The 17,585-nt window shown below is 40.8% G+C and carries 14 protein-coding genes; 5 read left to right on the top strand and 9 right to left on the bottom strand.

Annotation, left to right across the window (positions count from 1 at the left end; translation table 11 throughout):
• The 3 genes from MKL35_RS16410 to MKL35_RS16400 all read left to right on the top strand — a co-directional run.
• The coding region (locus MKL35_RS16410) for an aspartate aminotransferase family protein (protein WP_270914194.1) at positions 1-1,197 on the top strand (1,197 nt) is incomplete at its 5' end.
• Positions 1,194-2,288: an arginine N-succinyltransferase gene (gene astA, locus MKL35_RS16405; protein ID WP_032011664.1), complete on the top strand. Its 1,095-nt coding sequence runs from the start codon at positions 1,194-1,196 to the stop codon at positions 2,286-2,288. The genes MKL35_RS16410 and astA, both read left to right, overlap by 4 nt.
• A gap of 332 nt (positions 2,289-2,620) precedes the next feature.
• Positions 2,621-4,084 carry an amino acid permease gene (locus MKL35_RS16400; RefSeq protein ID WP_004709911.1) on the top strand — a complete coding sequence of 488 codons (1,464 nt, stop codon included), beginning with the start codon at positions 2,621-2,623 and terminating at the stop codon, positions 4,082-4,084.
• Between the two features lie 71 nt (positions 4,085-4,155).
• On the opposite strand, the gene MKL35_RS16395 is transcribed toward MKL35_RS16400, so the two are convergent.
• Positions 4,156-5,616, bottom strand: coding sequence for a coniferyl aldehyde dehydrogenase (locus MKL35_RS16395; protein WP_032011665.1), 1,461 nt, complete (start codon positions 5,614-5,616; stop codon positions 4,156-4,158).
• A gap of 129 nt (positions 5,617-5,745) precedes the next feature.
• Between MKL35_RS16395 and MKL35_RS16390 the strand changes: the two genes are divergently transcribed.
• Both MKL35_RS16390 and MKL35_RS16385 read left to right on the top strand, forming a co-directional pair.
• The gene (locus tag MKL35_RS16390; RefSeq protein WP_032011666.1) at positions 5,746-6,816 is read left to right on the top strand and encodes an AraC family transcriptional regulator; all 1,071 of its coding nucleotides are present in this window, start codon (positions 5,746-5,748) and stop codon (positions 6,814-6,816) included.
• Between the two features lie 20 nt (positions 6,817-6,836).
• On the top strand, positions 6,837-7,277 hold the full coding sequence (locus tag MKL35_RS16385; RefSeq protein WP_032011667.1) for a hypothetical protein: 441 nt from the start codon (positions 6,837-6,839) through the stop codon (positions 7,275-7,277).
• A gap of 35 nt (positions 7,278-7,312) precedes the next feature.
• On the opposite strand, the gene MKL35_RS16380 is transcribed toward MKL35_RS16385, so the two are convergent.
• From MKL35_RS16380 to MKL35_RS16345, 8 genes are all read right to left on the bottom strand, one after another.
• Entirely contained in the window at positions 7,313-8,218 is a 906-nt protein-coding gene (locus MKL35_RS16380) for a DMT family transporter (protein ID WP_032011669.1), read from the bottom strand.
• 145 nt (positions 8,219-8,363) lie between these two features.
• Complete coding sequence (locus tag MKL35_RS16375; protein WP_032011670.1) at positions 8,364-10,115, bottom strand: tannase/feruloyl esterase family alpha/beta hydrolase; 1,752 nt, start codon at positions 10,113-10,115, stop codon at positions 8,364-8,366.
• Between the two features lie 33 nt (positions 10,116-10,148).
• Entirely contained in the window at positions 10,149-10,538 is a 390-nt protein-coding gene (locus tag MKL35_RS16370) for a PaaI family thioesterase (protein WP_004841897.1), read from the bottom strand.
• 78 nt (positions 10,539-10,616) lie between these two features.
• The gene (locus MKL35_RS16365; RefSeq protein WP_199983338.1) at positions 10,617-11,867 is read right to left on the bottom strand and encodes an OprD family porin; all 1,251 of its coding nucleotides are present in this window, start codon (positions 11,865-11,867) and stop codon (positions 10,617-10,619) included.
• An 81-nt stretch (positions 11,868-11,948) separates the two neighbouring features.
• Positions 11,949-13,088 carry an acyl-CoA dehydrogenase family protein gene (locus tag MKL35_RS16360; RefSeq protein WP_032011672.1) on the bottom strand — a complete coding sequence of 380 codons (1,140 nt, stop codon included), beginning with the start codon at positions 13,086-13,088 and terminating at the stop codon, positions 11,949-11,951.
• A 74-nt stretch (positions 13,089-13,162) separates the two neighbouring features.
• Complete coding sequence (locus MKL35_RS16355) at positions 13,163-15,049, bottom strand: feruloyl-CoA synthase (protein ID WP_171073645.1); 1,887 nt, start codon at positions 15,047-15,049, stop codon at positions 13,163-13,165.
• Positions 15,050-15,131: 82 nt separating this feature from the next.
• Positions 15,132-16,583, bottom strand: a complete 1,452-nt coding sequence (locus MKL35_RS16350) for an aldehyde dehydrogenase (RefSeq protein ID WP_032011674.1) — start codon at positions 16,581-16,583, stop codon at positions 15,132-15,134.
• 37 nt (positions 16,584-16,620) lie between these two features.
• The gene (locus tag MKL35_RS16345; RefSeq protein WP_002040868.1) at positions 16,621-17,460 is read right to left on the bottom strand and encodes a p-hydroxycinnamoyl CoA hydratase/lyase; all 840 of its coding nucleotides are present in this window, start codon (positions 17,458-17,460) and stop codon (positions 16,621-16,623) included.
• Positions 17,461-17,585: the final 125 nt, after the last annotated feature.

The raw sequence follows: 17,585 nt of genomic DNA, 5'->3' as shown, positions 1-17,585 counted from the left end.
TGGATGGTTCCAGTATTTGCACCGGCAAATTTCATTCCGGTACGTGGTGAAGGTTCACGTATCTGGGATCAAGAAAATAAAGAATATATCGATTTTGCAGGCGGGATTGCAGTAAATGCATTAGGTCATGCGCATCCAGTGGCAGTCAATGCGTTAACAGAACAAGCAAAAAAACTTTGGCATGTCGGCAATGGTTATACCAATGAACCCGTACTGCGTCTTGCTAAACAACTCACTGAAAATACATTTGCAGACAAAGTATTCTTCTGTAACTCAGGTGCAGAAGCAAATGAAGCAGCATTAAAGCTTGCTCGTAAAGTTGGACTCGACAGCGGTGTCGCAGGTAAAAGCGGTATTGTGGCATTTAACAATGCGTTTCACGGCCGTACTTTATTTACCGTTTCGGCTGGTGGTCAGCCAAAATATTCACAAGACTTTGCACCACTTCCAAACGGCATTAGCCATGTTGCTTATAATGATTTAGAAGCGGCTAAAGCAGTTATTAATGAGCAAACCTGTGCAGTAATTGTAGAGCCTGTACAAGGTGAGGGTGGGGTAATTCCTGCTGATATCGAATTTTTAAAAGGTTTACGTGCACTGTGTGATCAGTTCGGTGCCTTACTTATTTTTGATGAAGTGCAAACAGGTGTCGGTCGTACAGGTGCACTTTATGCTTACATGAACTACGGTGTGACTCCAGATGTACTCACTACTGCAAAAGCACTGGGCGGTGGTTTCCCTGTCGGTGCAATGCTAACAACTGATAAATTTGCGCCGCATTTTTCAGTGGGTACACACGGTACGACTTATGGCGGTAACCCGCTGGCAAGTGCAGTTGCAGGCGCAGTCTTTGAGTTTATTAATACACCAGAAGTACTTGAAGGCGTTAAAGAGCGTCATGATTACTATAAAAATGCTTTAAATCAATTAAATGAAAAATATGAAGTCTTTAAAACAATACGTGGCGAAGGTTTACTTCTTGGTTGTGTTTTAAAAGATAAATTTGCAGGTAAAGCAAAAGATATTAATAACCTTGCGGGTGAGGAAGGTTTATTAAGTCTGATTGCTGGTCCAAACGTTGTACGTTTTACACCATCGTTAATTATTCCTTTTGCTGACATTGATGAAGGTCTAAAACGTTTTGAACGTGCAATTGCTCGCTTTGTAGAAATTCAAAAGGATGAACAAGCAGCATGATGATTATTCGCTACATTGAACCTAAGGATGTTAATGATCTTTACCTTTTGGCTCAAAAAGCGGGTTTTGGTTTGACATCTTTGCAGCCAAATATTGAAAAGTTGGCGGCACGTATTGAACGGGCTTGTAAAACAGTAGCAGGTGAATTACCAAAAGCAGATCAGGTTTATTTATTTGTTTTAGAAGATACTGAGCTCAATAAAGTGGTGGGTGTTTGCGGTATTGAAGTTGCGCTTGGTTTAAAAGAGCCTTGGTACAATTTCCATGTAGGCACCCAAGTGCATGCCTCGGAACCTTTAAGTGTCTATAACGCTTTACCAACTTTGTATTTGAGTAATGACCACACGAATTGTAGCGAGCTTTGTACGTTATTTTTAGATCCAGACTACCGTTTAAATAAAAATGGTAAGTTTTTATCTAAAGTACGATTCTTGTTCTTGTCTGCATTTCGTCAATATTTCGAAGAAACCATTGTTGCCGAAATGCGTGGTTATTCCGATGCAAATGGGCAATCACCATTTTGGAATGCGGTAGGCCATAAATTTTTTAATATTGAATTTACCAAAGCGGACTATTTAAGCGGAATAGGGCAAAAGGCTTTTATTGCCGAGCTGATGCCGAGACATCCGCTCTATGTCGATATGTTGCCAGACGATGCTAAAGCGGCAATTGGTATGGTTCATCCAAATACTCGACCAGCCTACAACCTCTTACTGGAAGAAGGGCTGCGGTATAAAGGTTATATAGATATTTTTGACGGTGGCGCGACGCTACAGGCAGATATCGAAAATTTACGCGCTATTAAAGAAAGTCAGATTTTAGCAGTCAAAGTTGTAGACTCTACTCGTCTAAATTTAGGCGATGAGCCTTATATTGTTGCTAATGACGATTATGAAAACTATCGGGCAATTGTGGTGTATAGCTCACCTTATCAGGAACAACTACAGCTAAGCGCCGAACAGGCTCAAGAACTGAACGTTGAAAATGGAGCATTAGTCCGCGTCTTGAGTATTAATGTTAAACCGGTTTTAAAACCAAAAGCAGCAAATAGATCGGAAAATACCCAGTATTTGCAAATGGTGGTTAATTAGGCAGTGAGTTTTCATAACTCACCAAATTTCATGTGGAATACTATATTATCCCTGAGTCAAAAAATTGATATGGATATACATCATCTTAATAGAATGAAAGGGACTTATAGGTTCATTTTTATCGATTAAGATGATGAGGCATAACGGGATAATTCTATGGTTAATATTTTATTGTTTTAAATAACTATTTTAAGATTTAAAAATGGAATTTACTAAATTATAAGTGGTTTTAATAATATTTGTAGGATGATTTATTCGGTTCAAGCGAAACTCATAACTCATATTATTAAAACATATTTATAACGGTTGCTATAAATTGGAGTTAATATTACATGAGTAATAATAAAGGAAAGCAGTTCCTGGAAGGAGACCTCCTTGGCAGTCAACATATGACTGGTCAAGAAGAGGAAAAATTGCAACGCTCATTGACAAATCGCCATATTCAAATGATTGCGATTGGCGGTGCAATTGGTACCGGATTATTTATGGGTTCTGGGAAAACATTAAGTGTTTCCGGTACTTCAATTATTTTAACCTATTTAATTATTGGCTTTTTCTTTTTCTTCGTGATGCGAGCAATGGGTGAGTTATTGCTTGCAAATACGAACTTTAAAACATTTGCCGATTTCGCAACCGCTTATTTAGGTCCATGGGCAGGTTTTTTTCTCGGTTGGTCTTATTGGTGTAACTGGATTATTACAGCGATTGCCGATGTAATTGTGATCGGGGGGTACATGCAGTTTTGGTATCCTGATTTACCCGTTTGGATTCCTGCATTTACTTCATTAGCCATATTAACCATACTCAACTTTGTGGCCGTTCGTTTGTTTGGTGAACTGGAGTTTTGGTTCTCACTCATCAAAATTACCGCAATTATTTTATTTATTTTGGCGGGTATTTACTTAATTGGTACCGGATTTACCTCTCCAAATGGGGTCAAGGCTTCGGTGAGCCATTTATTTGAAACAGAGTCGATGTTTCCATATGGTGTAACAGGTTTCTTGGCGGGCTTCCAAATTGCTATTTTTGCATTTGTAGGTATTGAGCTGGTAGGTACAACTGCCGCAGAAACAAAAGACCCGCATACTTCACTTCCAAAAGCCATCAACTCTATTCCTTTACGTATTTTATTATTCTATGTTGGTGCACTAGTTTGTATTATTGCAGTTACATCTTGGGCAAAAGTTTCACCGGAAAAAAGTCCCTTTGTAGAAATGTTCACTCTAGTTGGTTTACCTATTGCAGCCGGTTTAATTAACTTTGTTGTTGCGACTTCCGCTTTATCTTCTGCAAACAGTGGAATCTTTGCGACCAGTCGTATGTTATACGGTTTAGCATTAGACAACGATGCACCTAAAAGCTTTAGTAAGCTGTCAAAAAGAAAAGTTCCAATTCGTGGACTCGTCTTTTCAATGGCGTGCGTAACAGTGGGAACCTCGATTTTATTTATTGTTCCAAATGTCATGACGGCATTTACGATTATTTCAGCGCTCACTTCAATTTTATGTATTTTTACATTTATGCTGATTGTGATGTCATATATTTATTATCGCAAGAAAAGTCCAGAATTACATATTCAATCAAAATATAAAATGCCTGGTGGTTTATTTATGGCATGGATGACTATGTTGTTTTTAGTATTTACTATTGTCATTTTAGCTTTAGATCACGACACTTTAATTGCACTTGAATGCTCACCAATCTGGTTTATTGGTTTATTTATTGCCTATAAATATAAAAAGAAAAAGATGTTGCAGCTTGATATTTTAAAAGCACAAAAGGCTGATTATATTTAAACAAAGTGTAGTGATTTTATTAGTTTAAAAAATAATAAAAAGCCTCATTACGAGGCTTTTTTTATAATCTATTATTTAATATTTGGATCGCCTTTTTTCAAGAAAAAGCGAATCGCTAGCTTTTGCAGAAATGTCCCATAAGGAGGGTGGAAAAGCTGGGTCGGGAAAAATCGATGGCGGATAAATACAGTTTTTGCATGTGAAAGTTCACGGAAACCTTCTTCACCATGATATGATCCCATACCTGAGTTGCCGATACCCCCAAAAGGAGCATCATGGTTAACTACATGCCAGCCCCAATCATTGATGGTTACACCACCTGAATGAGTTTCACGTAAAATTCGGTCGCGTTCTACTGAACTATGTGTAAAGCAATAAAGTGCTAAAGGTCGTTCGTCCGATTTCACATAGGTAATTGCGTCATCTAAAGAATCATAAGCCACCACAGGTAAAATAGGGCCAAAGAGTTCTTCTTTCATAATGCGCATGTCTGGCGTGCAGTTCAGCACAATCTGCACAGGCATCCTACGACCTTGTTGATCAAAGCTATAAGTGTCACAAGGAATAATGCGTGCACCTTTTTCTTGTGCATCGGTCAAAATATCTTGAATACGTTTTAAATGGCGGTCATTGACAATCGATGTGTAATTTTCATTGTTTGTGATGTTTTGACCAAACATTTTTATAAAGCTTGATTTTGCAGCATCTACAAACTCATTAATACTTTCTTTAGGAACCAATGCATAGTCAGGTGCTACACAGATTTGACCACTATTGGTTGCTTTACCATGGGTAATACGTTTTGCTGCATCGGCAAGCGGGTAATTACGGCTTACAATTGCAGGTGATTTACCACCTAACTCAAGTGTAACAGGTGTTAAATTTTCAGCAGCAGCTCGCATGACGACTTTGCCAATGGCAGGAGAGCCAGTAAAGACAATGTGGTTAAATGGCAAAGTGGTAAATCTAGCAGGATCTGTAATTTCTTCACCAAAAACCGCCACTTCATCTTCATTGAAAACTTCGACAAGCATGCGTCGTAGCATGGCATTGGTATTGGGGGTAATTTCAGGCAGCTTAATCATGACTCGGTTGCCTGCAGCTAATGCGGCAATGAGTGGACCAAGTGCTAAATAAACGGGGAAGTTCCAAGGCACAATCACACCAACCACACCTTTAGGTTGGTATTGCACACTTAAACGATTTGATAAAAATAAAAGCTCGGTACGGCGTTTACTTGGACGCATCCAGCGGCGTAAATGATGAATCGCATGATCTGCTTCTAGCACTGAGCCAAGCAAATCGAGTAGTTTAGATTCATCGAGTGATCTTGAACTAAAGTCAGCATTAATCGCAGCAGCTAAAGCATCTTGATAACGAATAATTTGTTTTTTGAGTTGATGCAGTTTTGTGCGGCGTGCTTCAAGGCTTGGGTAAGGATCTACCTCAAAATTGGCACGTTGTTTGGAAAAAATAAGTTCCATATATTCAGTGGCAGAGCTGCTATATTCTTTTAAGGTGGACTGTTCCATTATTATTCCTTCCATACTTTTGCTTATCATACTTTATGCTTGAAGCGTTGTATGGTCGATGTTAAATTGAGACAACAAGAGGTAGTTTAGTGCCATTATGCACGTCACTCTAGGGATGGTGTGAGTTAAATGCCTAAAAAGCTTTATAAAAGTGCAAATGCTATTATCGAAGGAAACTATGATAATACATCCTTAGGCTCGAATACATATTTGCTGGGTTTGACCAGTTTATTTGATGAAATGGGCCTGCAAGGTCATTCAATAGTAGAAGTTCTGTCGGGCACAAATATTTTGCCAGAAGCTATAAATCAGCCTTCTTTATATATTTCTCAAGTCCAAAAAATTCAGCTATTTCAAAATATTCAAAAGCTATCAAATGATCCACTTATTGGTCTGCGCGCAGGTCAAAAGCAGCGACTGTCAGATTTTGGGGTGTATGGCTACGCACTATATTCTTCGCGTAATTTTAGACAAGCGGTAGAGCTTGGCATTCGACACATTAAGCTTGCAGGGCCTATTTTAAAGAAGTCTTTTTATATTCGAGATGACGTTGCCATTTTTGAAGGGCAGGACATTATTGCACTGGGTAAGCTTCTGCCTTTGGTGTGCGAGTTTTGGTTCAGCTCCATGCAAACTTTAATTGAACGGGTGCTTGAAGGACCATTTCAAGCGAAGAAGCTTTTGTTGCCCTATCCAGCGCCTGACTATGCGGAAGAATATGAAAAAGTTTTTCATTGTCCCGTTCAGTTTAATGCTGGAGTGATGCAATGGCACTTTGATTTAAAATGGCTCGATGTACCTTGCCCAAATGCTAATCCGATTACTGCTGACATGTGTAAGTCCTTTTGTGAGCGAATGCTAGGTGCCGCTGAACTTGAAGAGCCTGAGCTTGTGAAAACGATTCGTTTAATATTATTGGATGGAACGGGGCTTTTTCCGTCGGCTCAAGAAATGGCTGAACGCTTACATATGTCAAAACGCACTTTACACCGGCGCTTGGCAGGTTTTGATTTAACCTATCAAGAATTGTTAGATGAGACTCGGCGCCGTCTTGCGGACGAATATTTGCGAGAGACAACTTTAACCATAGACGAAATTGCTGAGAGAATTGGCTTTTCAGATACTTCTAACTTTCGAAAAGCCTATCGCCACTGGACAGGCATTTCACCAAATGAGTATCGTGAGAAATTAGTTTTATAAATAGTGATGGGTTGAATTGTATGGATGAAAAAGATGGTGATTTAAGTTTTGAAAGTTTTAAAAATATAAATAAGCCAAACTTCTTTGGTGATATTGAATATATTTACTCAATTTTTAAAATTAAAGAGCTACCCGTAGATTTACTTTTTAAGATTCTAAATTTAGTTTTTCCTGATTTCCTTATAATTGAAAATCATATTTTTTTAGCGAGTGAGTTTGATCAAGTCAAATTTGATAATTTGCGAAAGATGGAAGAGATAAATAGAACTCAGTTTTGGATGAATCTCATAGAATTGACCAGCCTACATGACGAGATGACAGCGGAGCAGGCTTTATTAATCGCGCAAAAAATCGTTGATTCGTGGAATGCAAAAATTAAATATGAGGGATTAAATGCACATGGTAGAGCTAGAGTTTTTGAAGAAATTGAATATAGTGAGATTTTTATAACAATTGATTAGCTTTCAATTGTTATAAAAACTAATATTAGAAGGAGTTATATTTGGATCTTAAATCGGGAAAGTAACTTTTTCTGCAAAAATGGATTACAGAGCAAGATGGCAAATAGAATAATAAATATGCCGATAATGCTGAATAGATCCGGTAATTCATTCCAAAAAACAAATCCCCATATTCCTGCAAAAATAATAGCAATGTAGTTCATTGGGCCAATTTGGCCTGCCGGCGCTAAGCTATAAGCATAAGACATAAAAAGTTGACTAATATTAGCTAAAAGTCCTGCGGCAATGAGCAGGGCTAGTTCATGCCAAGTGAAGATACGCCAATGCCAAAACATTGGAATAGAGGAAATCAAACTACCGAAAACACAGAAGTAAAAAACGATACGTTCAGGCGGCTCTGTACTGGTTAAAGCTCTTACGGTGACAAAGGCCATTGCTGACAAAAAGCAGGCGCCCAAGCCAATAAAAGATAATGCGTTAAATAGACCTTTATCGGGTTTAGCGACAAATAAAACCCCAATGAGACCAATCACAGCGGCAAAAATCATCAATTTGGTAATTTTTTCTTTTAAGAAAAGCCATGCAATCAGTGGAATAAAGATAGGAGATGAATAACTAAAAACCATTGCGTTTGATAGTTTTAAGTTCGCAATCGCATAGAAAAAGCCATACATGGCGGCTAACCCAACTAGACTTCGCCACGTGTGCATCCAGAGTTTATCGGTTTTAATAAAATCTAGACCCTGTTTAAAGAGCATCGGAATAAAAATAAATAAGCCGACTGCATTTCTAAAAAACACGACGGTCGCGTTGTCTACCGTTTGCGAAGCAAAACGAATGCACACTCCCATAATGGAAAATAATAATGCCGATGTCATAAGACAAAGCAGTGCTTTTTCAAGTTGTGTAGAGGGGAGATTTGGAGCAGTCTGATTTTGCATAGAGAAATGAGTTTTTGGTTTTCGGTATTATCTTAGCAGTGATGCAGGCATTGGATGAAATATCATTTGATAATGATTCAATAGTGATACTTATTAGAATAAAAAAAGAGAGCCTAGGTCAGCTCTCTTTTAATTTTATAAGGCGCTATTTACAGCTAAAGTTTTCGGCTTTTTCGCTATCACCTTGACCATTGTAACGGGCAATCAGCGGGTAAGGACAAAGTGGACGGGTGCGGTCTGGTGCCCAGTCTTGTGGAAGTTCAGTATTCACTTGACCACTCGGGTTACCTGCGCCGCGTGCAGTCGCAATAATTTTGTCAGGTGCTTGCCCATATTCCACCCAGTTAACTAAAGCAGTCAATGCATCAAATTGGTCGGTCGCAATGCCATCACGGGTATGGTTCATGCCCGGAACTCTAAAGAAACGCGCAAATTCAGGCGCTGTACCTTTCGTATCATTTTTATAGTGTTGTAACAGTTGATCGTACCAATTTTGGGTGTCATCTACAGAGAAAACGCCATCTGCTGTGCCTTGTACCACAATCATTTTTCCACCGTGATTACGAAGTTTATCTAGATTAAGTTCGTCAGGTGGCATCATGAATGACATCGAACTTTCGGTATACACATCATTGGTTGCCGAGAGTTTTGGATAGTCGGTATCGAAGTTAAAATTAAAGGCAAATTGTCTAGAGTTTTGAGTCACAGTTGGGTCTGGTGGAACCTGAAAAAGAATGCCAACAGCAACGGGGTCACGTGCTGTTCCCACTGAAGATTCAAATTTCCAGCTTGCCCAGTTACTACCGACTAAACCGGGGTCGAAAGGCTGGGTTGCATAGAGCGCTTGTCCAGCAGAGTTTACTGGGCCGCGGTAAATGTTGGCTAATACATCAATTTGTTCAGTGCTTAGGCAGGTGCCATCTCTTGTGCTTGAGCAAACAGGTACATCTTTGTGAATATCAAAAGCTGTACGGCAAGCCTCGACGTCTTGAACCAGTCCATCTGCAATACCGTCTAAAGCATCGCATCGATCTAAAATCGCTTTTGCTAAAACTTTACGTTCTGAAAGGGTCAGGGCGGTACTTAAGTCATTTTCATCTGTTGCGACACGACGAAGCTGTTGTGCGGTGTAGAGTTGAGCCGCGGCTGCACGAGGTAAGTGAAAACCCGGTGTACTTGCTAAAATACCATCATATTGGTCGCCCAAACGAGTTGCTGCAATCATGGCATGACGTCCGCCGTTCGATGTACCACCTGCATAGGAGCGGTCTGGCAATTTACCATATGCGGCTTTAATTAGGTTTTTTGCCATAGGCGTGAGTTTGGTAATTGCACCATAGCCGTAGTTAATTCTAGCTTGAGGGTCTAAACCAAACATTGGATTTTGTGAAGCATTATGTCCAGCATCGGAAGAAATAACCGCAAAACCATCATGTAGGGCGTTGGTGAGTGGACCGCCGCTGCCGACCTGACCCGTTGCAGGCGCTAAGTTGCCATCGGTTCCGCCATTACCTTGATAGAGAAAACGGCCATTCCAGTCTATTGGTAAGCGCATTTCAAAACCAATTTGATAGGTTTGTCCATCGACAGGGCTTATGCGTTGATCCATATAACCTTTGACCAAACAATGAGCGCCAATCGGTTTGTTGGCGACAGTCAATGTGCCTGCTTCTTGAAGAGTAGCTGAGCTAATAACGGTATTGTTGTACTGAAACCCCAGTAAGTCTGAACAGCTTCCTGTCATTTTTACGCCAACAGCAGGAGATAACTGTGGTGGTTTGTTTGTAGGAGGAGCCGATGTGTCATCATTATCACTTCCACAGCCTGCCAAAGAACCAAGCATGGCAAGTACTAAAGCAGAGTGAGTTAAAATTCGTTTATTGTTGGTGTAATTCATTTATTCATATCCTTATTGAATGAATGGTTGCAATTAATCTAAAACCAGAAAATTAGCTGTGCTTCGAGCAATCATTTTGTTGTTTTGCCAAGCTTCACTTTCGAGATTCAGTACGGTTTTGCCTTGTTTAATGAATCGGCATTTTGTAATGACTTCGCCCACAGCACAGGGCCTTAAAAAATCCATCGTTAAGTTAATGGTAGTAGCTGGTTTACGGTCATTGGCGAGATATGCAAAAAGTCCCATCACATCGTCAAGCATGGCGCAGATCATGCCGCCTTCAACGGTGCCGCGTGGATTGGTAAAGCTTTCTAGCGCTGTGTAGTGGATGTTAAGTTCAGTGTTTTTGTCATTCCAATGGATATTGTGTCCACCCAAATGGTGATGGATGGGCGGTAAGTGTTCTAAAGTTTTTTGATCCATAATGAAGGCTCCATGCTGAATTATTTATTTCCCAAAATAAAAAGAGGTTCTATGTGTAATAGAACCTCCTGTTTTGAATTATTTAAATTTCCATGTGTAGTCGATGTTGAGACGGGTTTCGTTTACAGGTTTGATATTGGCTGTAGAGAGCATGTTGTTGTCATATATGGCATAGCGCGCACGTAACCCTAGATTTTTTAACCAGCCACTTTGAACGGTGTAGCCTAAATCAAAGTCTGTTTCTCGCTCTTTTAGATTAGTTCCGCCTAAGTTAGGTGCATAAATATTGTGACCTGTGGTGTAACGGGTCATAAAACGTAAACCCGGTACAAAATCTTTAAAGTCATATTCATAACGGAAGCTATAGGCCTTTTCTTTTGGGTTTAAAAACTCGCCCGGCCATGTATCAATAAGGAGTCCAGTTTCACCACCAGTCAAATACGGGAAAGCGGTATCGCCGTGATGTTGGAAGGTTCCAAAAATAAATTTATGGTTTTGATGTTTAAGTTCGAAATGCGCATGATAAAGGTCATTATCGACTAAGCCTGCTTTTGCTTGTCCGTCATCGCGGCTGCGGTAGTAACGTAATTGAGAGCTAAAGTTAGTGGTGTCATTAATTTTGTGTTGGTGTAAAGCACCGACCATGGTTTGGTTATAAAGATCATCAACATCCATGTAAAAAGCGGTGAGCTTCAATGCAGGATTAAACTGATAGTTTCCACCTAAATAATAGAGTCCATCAGTTTCGGCACTTTTAAATCGTCCATTCACCCCAGAAATTTTAATTTTTTCATAGTTAGTCGAATCACGATGATTCACTTTATCGAGGTAGGCTGCCTGTAAATCAAAATCTTTAATATCTTTACTGGTCAGTGAAATTCCTCGATAAGTTTGAGGAAGCAAACGCGCGGGTGAAGCTACTAAAACAGGGTTCATTGGCATTAATGTACCGATACGTAGTTCGGTCTGGCTCATTTTAGCTTTTGCTGTGACCCCAATTTCGCCATAAGAGTCAGCAGGCTCATTGGTGCGCGTGTCTCTAGGTAAGTTTCCTGTACCTCCGTGCTCGGCATCGGCATCAAGTTTAAAGCCTGCCGTTGCAAGCACATCCAGCCCAAAACCGACAGTCCCTTCGGTATAACCTGAATTGGCTTTAAGAATAAACCCTTGTGTCCAGTCCTTGGCGGCAGGGTAAGCAGATTGCTCTTGGTAGTCGCGGTCAAAATAGAAATTTCGTGTAGTGAGTTCTACTGAACTGTTATCAATAAAACTGCCAGCCCAGACCGATCCTGAGAGCATGAGGGTAGAGTACATCCATAATTTCGACATAGCATTTCTTCCTGAAATATCATTTTTTGTTTTCAACAAGGCATAGTTGTTCTGTCTGCCTTGTCTAGTTTTTAAATCGAATTATTTTCCGAGCAGTTCTCGGGCTACGATTTCTTTCATAATTTCATTGGTTCCCCCATAAATTTTTTGTACCCGCGCATCTACAAAAAAGCGTGAAATCGGGTATTCCTGCATGTAACCGTAGCCACCGAAAAGCTGAAGTAATTGGTCAATCACTTCACATTGGACATCGGTAATAAAGCATTTCAGTGCGGCAACTTGAGTCACGCTTAACTGGTGTTGTTGATACAGCGCTGCACATTGATCTACAAAGGCTTGGGCGGCTTTTGCCTTAATTTGCGCGTTTGCGAGAACAAAGCGTGTGTTTTGCATTTGGCTTAAAGGTTGTCCGAAAGCTTTACGCTCCAGTACATAGTCTTTGGTCAGTTCGATGGCGCCTAAAATCGACCCCAAAGCCATCATGGAAATGCTTAAACGCTCACGCGGTAACTCTTGCATTAAATAAGCAAAGCCTTGTCCTTCTTCACCCAAACGCTGAGTTGCAGGCACACAAACATCATCAAAAAATAGTTCGGCTGTATCTTGGGCATGGAGTCCGATTTTTTGTAAAGAGCGACCTTTTTTAACGCCGTCTAATGCAGCATCCACTAAAAAAATCGAAATACCTTTTGCTTTGGCTTGCGGATCGGTTTTTGCTACCAAAACAATTAGGTCGGCATGTAATCCATTCGAGATAAACGTTTTTGAACCATTCACACGATAGTGGTCATTTTCTAAAATGGCCTGAGTGCGTATAGCCTGTAAGTCTGAACCCGCATTTGCTTCGGTCATGGCAATTGCAGTGACGACTTCACCTGTCACCATTTTCGGTAGCCAATAACGTTTTTGCTCTTCGGACCCGATATTTTGTAGATAAGGAGAAACCAGCTCATTTTGCCCGCCAATGGCAACCGCCAAAGATGCAAAGCCAGCTTGAGCAGTTTCTTGAACCAGCATGAGGGAGTAATGAACAGGAGCGCCATAGCCGCCATATTCCTCGGGTACATCGACACACAAAAAACCATTTTCCCCAAGACGAAGCCATAGATCACGTGGGATGAGGCCATCGTGTTCCCATTGTTCATAATACGGAGCAACTTGTTTTTTTAAGAACCTATGGTAGCTGTTCCGAAATAGTTCAAATTCTGTATCGTGTAGCATGTTGAACCTTTTTTTGGCAAAAGTGAGGCTAAGGCCCAAACCGAAGTTTGAGCTTCCTTTTTTATTTCAATTGCTTATTGTTTTAAGGTGGGCACCCGAATAATCAGCGGGTTATCAGTCTGCTTTTGATAAAGCTCATCAATTAAAGCAGCACGACGCTTGGTAATACTGCTTTGATTGAGGTTGCCTTTATCAGTCACTTCGCCTGCATCGAGTTGAGGTGGCTCGGTCATTAAATAAAGCATTGAGACTGTGTTTGAACTGCCAGTCGCATCTTTGTTAAAGGTTGTTAAAAATTGGCGGAACCATTGTTGGACTTTAGGGTGTTGCAGTATCTCTGCTGCAGAATGTTCACCAAGCTTAAGACCTGTATATTGAGCACACGCTTCTAATTTTGGAAAAATCAGAAAACCAATAGCATTCAGGTTTGAACCAGTAATACAAACATCTTGAATCAGTAAATTACCTTGAATGAGCACTTTGTTGCGTAGTGTGCCCACATTCACAAAAGTGCCTGTATTGAGTTTAAAGTCTTCGGCAATTCGACCGTCATACATGAGACCTTTGGTTGGATCATTGACATCAACTAAACGAACAGCATCGCCTGTATGGTAAAAGCCTTCATCATCAAAAATAGTACTTTGTTGGTCCGCTTTTAAGCGCCAATAGCCTTTCATGACATGTTTGCCACGAACGCAAAACTCAAGTTTGTCACCACATGGGACCAGCTTAATTTCGCACCCCGGAGCAGGGTAGCCAATAAAGCCAGCCATTACGCGTGGGCCAGTTGTGAAAGCGCAAGATGGTGCAGTTTCAGTCATGCCTAAGCCGCTCATAATGCGAATTTTTTCTCCGCAATGTTGCTGGGCAATTTTATCGAGCCTATTCCAGCCCGCTTCTGAAAGTGCAGCACCTGCAAAGAATAAAATTTTTACTTTGGCAAAAAAGCGGTCTCTTAATTCTTGATCTTTTTCTAACGCTTCGGTGAGTTCTTCCCAGCCTTTTGGCACATTTAAATAAACTGTTGGAGAAATTTCTTTGAGGTTACGAATGGTTTCGTCAAATTTTCCTGCAACGGGTTTGCCATCATCAATGTAAATGGTACCGCCGTTATAGAGTGCGATGCCGACATTGTGACTGCCGCCAAAAGTGTGGTGCCAAGACAGCCAGTCGAGTAGGACAGGCGGTGTTTCTTCAAACTCAGGAAAAGTCTGCAATAACATTTGCTGATTAACACACAACATTAAATGTGTGGTCGGTACAGCTTTAGGTAATTTGGTTGAACCTGATGTAAATAAGAATTTGGCAATCTGGTTTTCATCAAGGGTTTGGTAAAACTCTTGAACATTTGAAACTGGTGTATCTAACAGCGATTGAAAAGACGTGCAGATCTGATCGCCTACAATACCTTTATTGGTCACCACTTCAATGTCGGATGTAATGCATGCCTGAATGGCTTTGGCAAAAGCTTGTCCATCGCTGGCATAAACCATACCAGGTGTGAGCACTTCAAACACATGTTTGAGTTTGCCGAAGTCTTGAGAAATAAGTGAATAGGCAGGGGAAATAGCCGAGAAAGGCACACCCGCCAGCATGGCACCCATAGAAAGTGTTAAATGTTCCAAATCATTGCCACTTAAAATAACGAGTGGTCGTTCTTGGCTTAAATTACGGTCATGCAAAGCTTGAGCAATGTGCCATGCGCGTTGTAGAACTTCTGCATAACTCAGTTTGACCCATTCGCCTTGAGCATTGCGTTTTGCTGCAAAAATATGGTCGGGTTTGGTTTGTGCAAAATGAATTAACCGATCTGTCAGTTTTTGTGGATACGGTTTTAATTGCTCTTTTGGGCTGATATAGAGCGTGTCATCTTTATGGTGATAATGAATATCGTGTTGCCCTAATTTTACGAACCGTTCGCGGTCTTGTGATTGAGTGGCATTCATTTGCATTTCTTTCACTCCATGGAAAGCGCATCACTGCGCTTTATTTTTTTGCATCATGCAATTTTTATTTAATCTGTTTGTCTTCGCATTAGCCTGACTAAATCGGGTAATGACGTGATTGGGTTTGAATGGTAATCCAGCGTAAATCGGTAAACTCGGCAATAGATGCTTTACTACCAAATCGTCCATATCCACTTGATTTTGTTCCGCCAAATGGCATTTGAGCTTCGTCATGTACGGTTGCGCCGTTAATATGACAAATACCCGAATCAATCTGTTTAGCCACTTCTAATGCCTGTGAAATATTCTGGCTAAACACTGCTGAAGAAAGGCCGAACTCGCTGTCATTTGCCAGTGCTACACCTTCTTCAATACTTGAAAAACGTTGAACTGTGCATACAGGCCCAAAAGATTCTTCGCGGTAAAGCAGCATGTCAGGTTTAATATTGAGCACTAACGTCGGTTGCATGGTGGTGTCTTCAATATGGATGCCTAAAGGTAAGTCAGCCCCTTTGTTTTGAGCATCTTCAAGCAAATGCTGAATACGGTTTGCAGCGCGGCGACTTTCTAAAACACCGAGTACATTGTTTTTTGAGGTTGGATTACCTGCCTGAATAGAACGGGTTTTCTCAATCAGTTTTTCAATAAACTGGTCGGCAATATTGTCTTGAACCAAAACACGTTCGGTCGACATACAAATTTGCCCCTGATTAAAGAATGCTCCAAAAGCGACTGCATTTACGGCTTCATTAATATCAGCCTCATTTAAAACCACAACAGGGGCTTTACCACCAAGTTCAAGTAAAACTGGTTTTAAGTATTTAGCAGCAGTCTCGGCAATAATTTTTCCGACTTTGGTTGAGCCGGTAAAATTAATGCGTTTAACGGCTGGATGAGACACTAAGCGCTCCACGATTTGCGGGGCATCTTCGGCGGCATGTGTAATTACATTGACCACACCTTCACCAATCCCCGCTTCATGTAACACTTCACCAATGAGACGATGTGTTGCTGGGCAGGCTTCCGATGCTTTTAACACTACCGTGTTACCACAAGCCAAAGGCATAGCAAGTGCACGTGTTGCCAAAATCACAGGCGCATTCCAAGGTGCAATGCCAACAATGACACCGCAAGGAACCCGTACACCCATTGCAAGATTGCCCGGCACATCTGACGGAATCAGGCTTCCGTCAATTTGTGTGGTCATTGCTGCTGCTTCACGTAACATGTTGGCAGCAAGGTGAACGTTAAACCCATACCATGTTGCAGTTGAACCTGTTTCTTGCATTCCAGTTTGAATGAATTGCTCGGTCTTTTGATCCATTAAATCGGCTGCTTTTAATAAGCGTAAACGGCGCTCGGTAGGCGAGAGTTTCGACCATACTTTAAAAGCTTGCTGCGCTGAATCGATTGCACGATCAACATCTTCCAACGTTGCAGCAGCAGCTTTAGTTGCCACTGATCCATCAATTGGACTAATACGCTCAAAAGTTGCCTGATTTGATGCATCAACAGATTGACCGTGAATAAGTAACTGTACATTTTGCATGGGTTGCGTCCTTACATTGCCATTAAAGAATCAAAAGTTAACCAGTACGTTTATAACTCTGTAAACCCGGTTTAATTGATTTTTCATCTAAGAATTGTTTCAAACCTTCTTGGCGACCGTTTTCAGTATCGCGGTGGATACATTGATCAAGCTTGGCATATAAGTAATCTTCGTTTTGGTCCCAAGTGAGTTCACGGCAACGCTTAAAGCCATTTTTAGCAGTACGAAGAACCACTGGGTTTTTCTCGAGTAAGCAATTTGCAAGTTCAGTTACTTCTGCTTTTAATTGGGCAAGCGGTACGCTTTTGTTCACAAGTCCCATGGTTTCGGCTTCTTTACCGCTAAAGGTCTTACCCGTCATGATGTAATACAAAGATGCACGATGACCTACGGTATCTGCCATTGCTTTGCTTACAAGGTTGCCCGGTGGGATACCCCAGTTAATTTCAGATAAACCGAAAGTTGCTTCATCTGCTGCAATTGCTAGGTCACACGCTACTAAAGGTGAGAAACCGCCTCCGAAGCACCAGCCGTTGACCATAGCAATGGTTGGCTTTGAATACATACGAAGAAGTTGCCACTGCCAGCGACATGAGTCACGACGAATACGCTCTTGGAAAATCTCTGGTTGAGTGTCGACTTCACGGAAATATTCCTTCAAATCCATACCCGCTGTCCAAGAGTCACCTGCACCGGTCAGAACCAAAACTTTGGCATTTTGATCAAGCTCTAGTGTTTCAAGCACATCAATCATTTCACGATTGAGAGTTGGGCTCATGGCATTTTTCTTTTCAGGGCGGTTTAAAGTGACCCATGCAATTCCATCTTCAACTTTAACATCTACTGTTTCCCAGCGGTTTTCATAACTCATCTTCATACTCCTTGAATGATTTTTTGCTGTTCTGGGATTTAATCTAATATCAGTTAAACTTACATTCAAGTCTTTTTTGGAAAATTTCATAAATATTTTATAATTCGTTGTATTTTAAAAATTAATTATTT

Origin of the sequence: Acinetobacter sp. AOR41_HL, from assembly GCF_027854645.1 — a bacterium.
Taxonomy (GTDB): Bacteria; Pseudomonadota; Gammaproteobacteria; order Pseudomonadales; family Moraxellaceae; genus Acinetobacter; species Acinetobacter nosocomialis.
Note: the sequence above shows the minus strand (reverse complement) of the source record. Positions and strands in the feature narration are given on the sequence as shown.

Excerpts from the sequence above, each read along its gene's own strand:
- MKL35_RS16365 (WP_199983338.1), bottom strand. The coding sequence starts at position 11,867 with ATGTCGAAATTATGGATGTACTCTACCCTCATGCTCTCAGGATCGGTC.
- MKL35_RS16395 (WP_032011665.1), bottom strand. The coding sequence starts at position 5,616 with ATGGAACAGTCCACCTTAAAAGAATATAGCAGCTCTGCCACTGAATAT.
- MKL35_RS16360 (WP_032011672.1), bottom strand. The coding sequence starts at position 13,088 with ATGCTACACGATACAGAATTTGAACTATTTCGGAACAGCTACCATAGG.
- MKL35_RS16350 (WP_032011674.1), bottom strand. The coding sequence starts at position 16,583 with ATGCAAAATGTACAGTTACTTATTCACGGTCAATCTGTTGATGCATCA.
- MKL35_RS16390 (WP_032011666.1), top strand. The coding sequence starts at position 5,746 with ATGCCTAAAAAGCTTTATAAAAGTGCAAATGCTATTATCGAAGGAAAC.
- astA (WP_032011664.1), top strand. The coding sequence starts at position 1,194 with ATGATGATTATTCGCTACATTGAACCTAAGGATGTTAATGATCTTTAC.
- MKL35_RS16375 (WP_032011670.1), bottom strand. The coding sequence starts at position 10,115 with ATGAATTACACCAACAATAAACGAATTTTAACTCACTCTGCTTTAGTA.
- MKL35_RS16380 (WP_032011669.1), bottom strand. The coding sequence starts at position 8,218 with ATGCAAAATCAGACTGCTCCAAATCTCCCCTCTACACAACTTGAAAAA.
- MKL35_RS16385 (WP_032011667.1), top strand. The coding sequence starts at position 6,837 with ATGGATGAAAAAGATGGTGATTTAAGTTTTGAAAGTTTTAAAAATATA.
- MKL35_RS16370 (WP_004841897.1), bottom strand. The coding sequence starts at position 10,538 with ATGGATCAAAAAACTTTAGAACACTTACCGCCCATCCATCACCATTTG.
- MKL35_RS16400 (WP_004709911.1), top strand. The coding sequence starts at position 2,621 with ATGAGTAATAATAAAGGAAAGCAGTTCCTGGAAGGAGACCTCCTTGGC.
- MKL35_RS16345 (WP_002040868.1), bottom strand. The coding sequence starts at position 17,460 with ATGAAGATGAGTTATGAAAACCGCTGGGAAACAGTAGATGTTAAAGTT.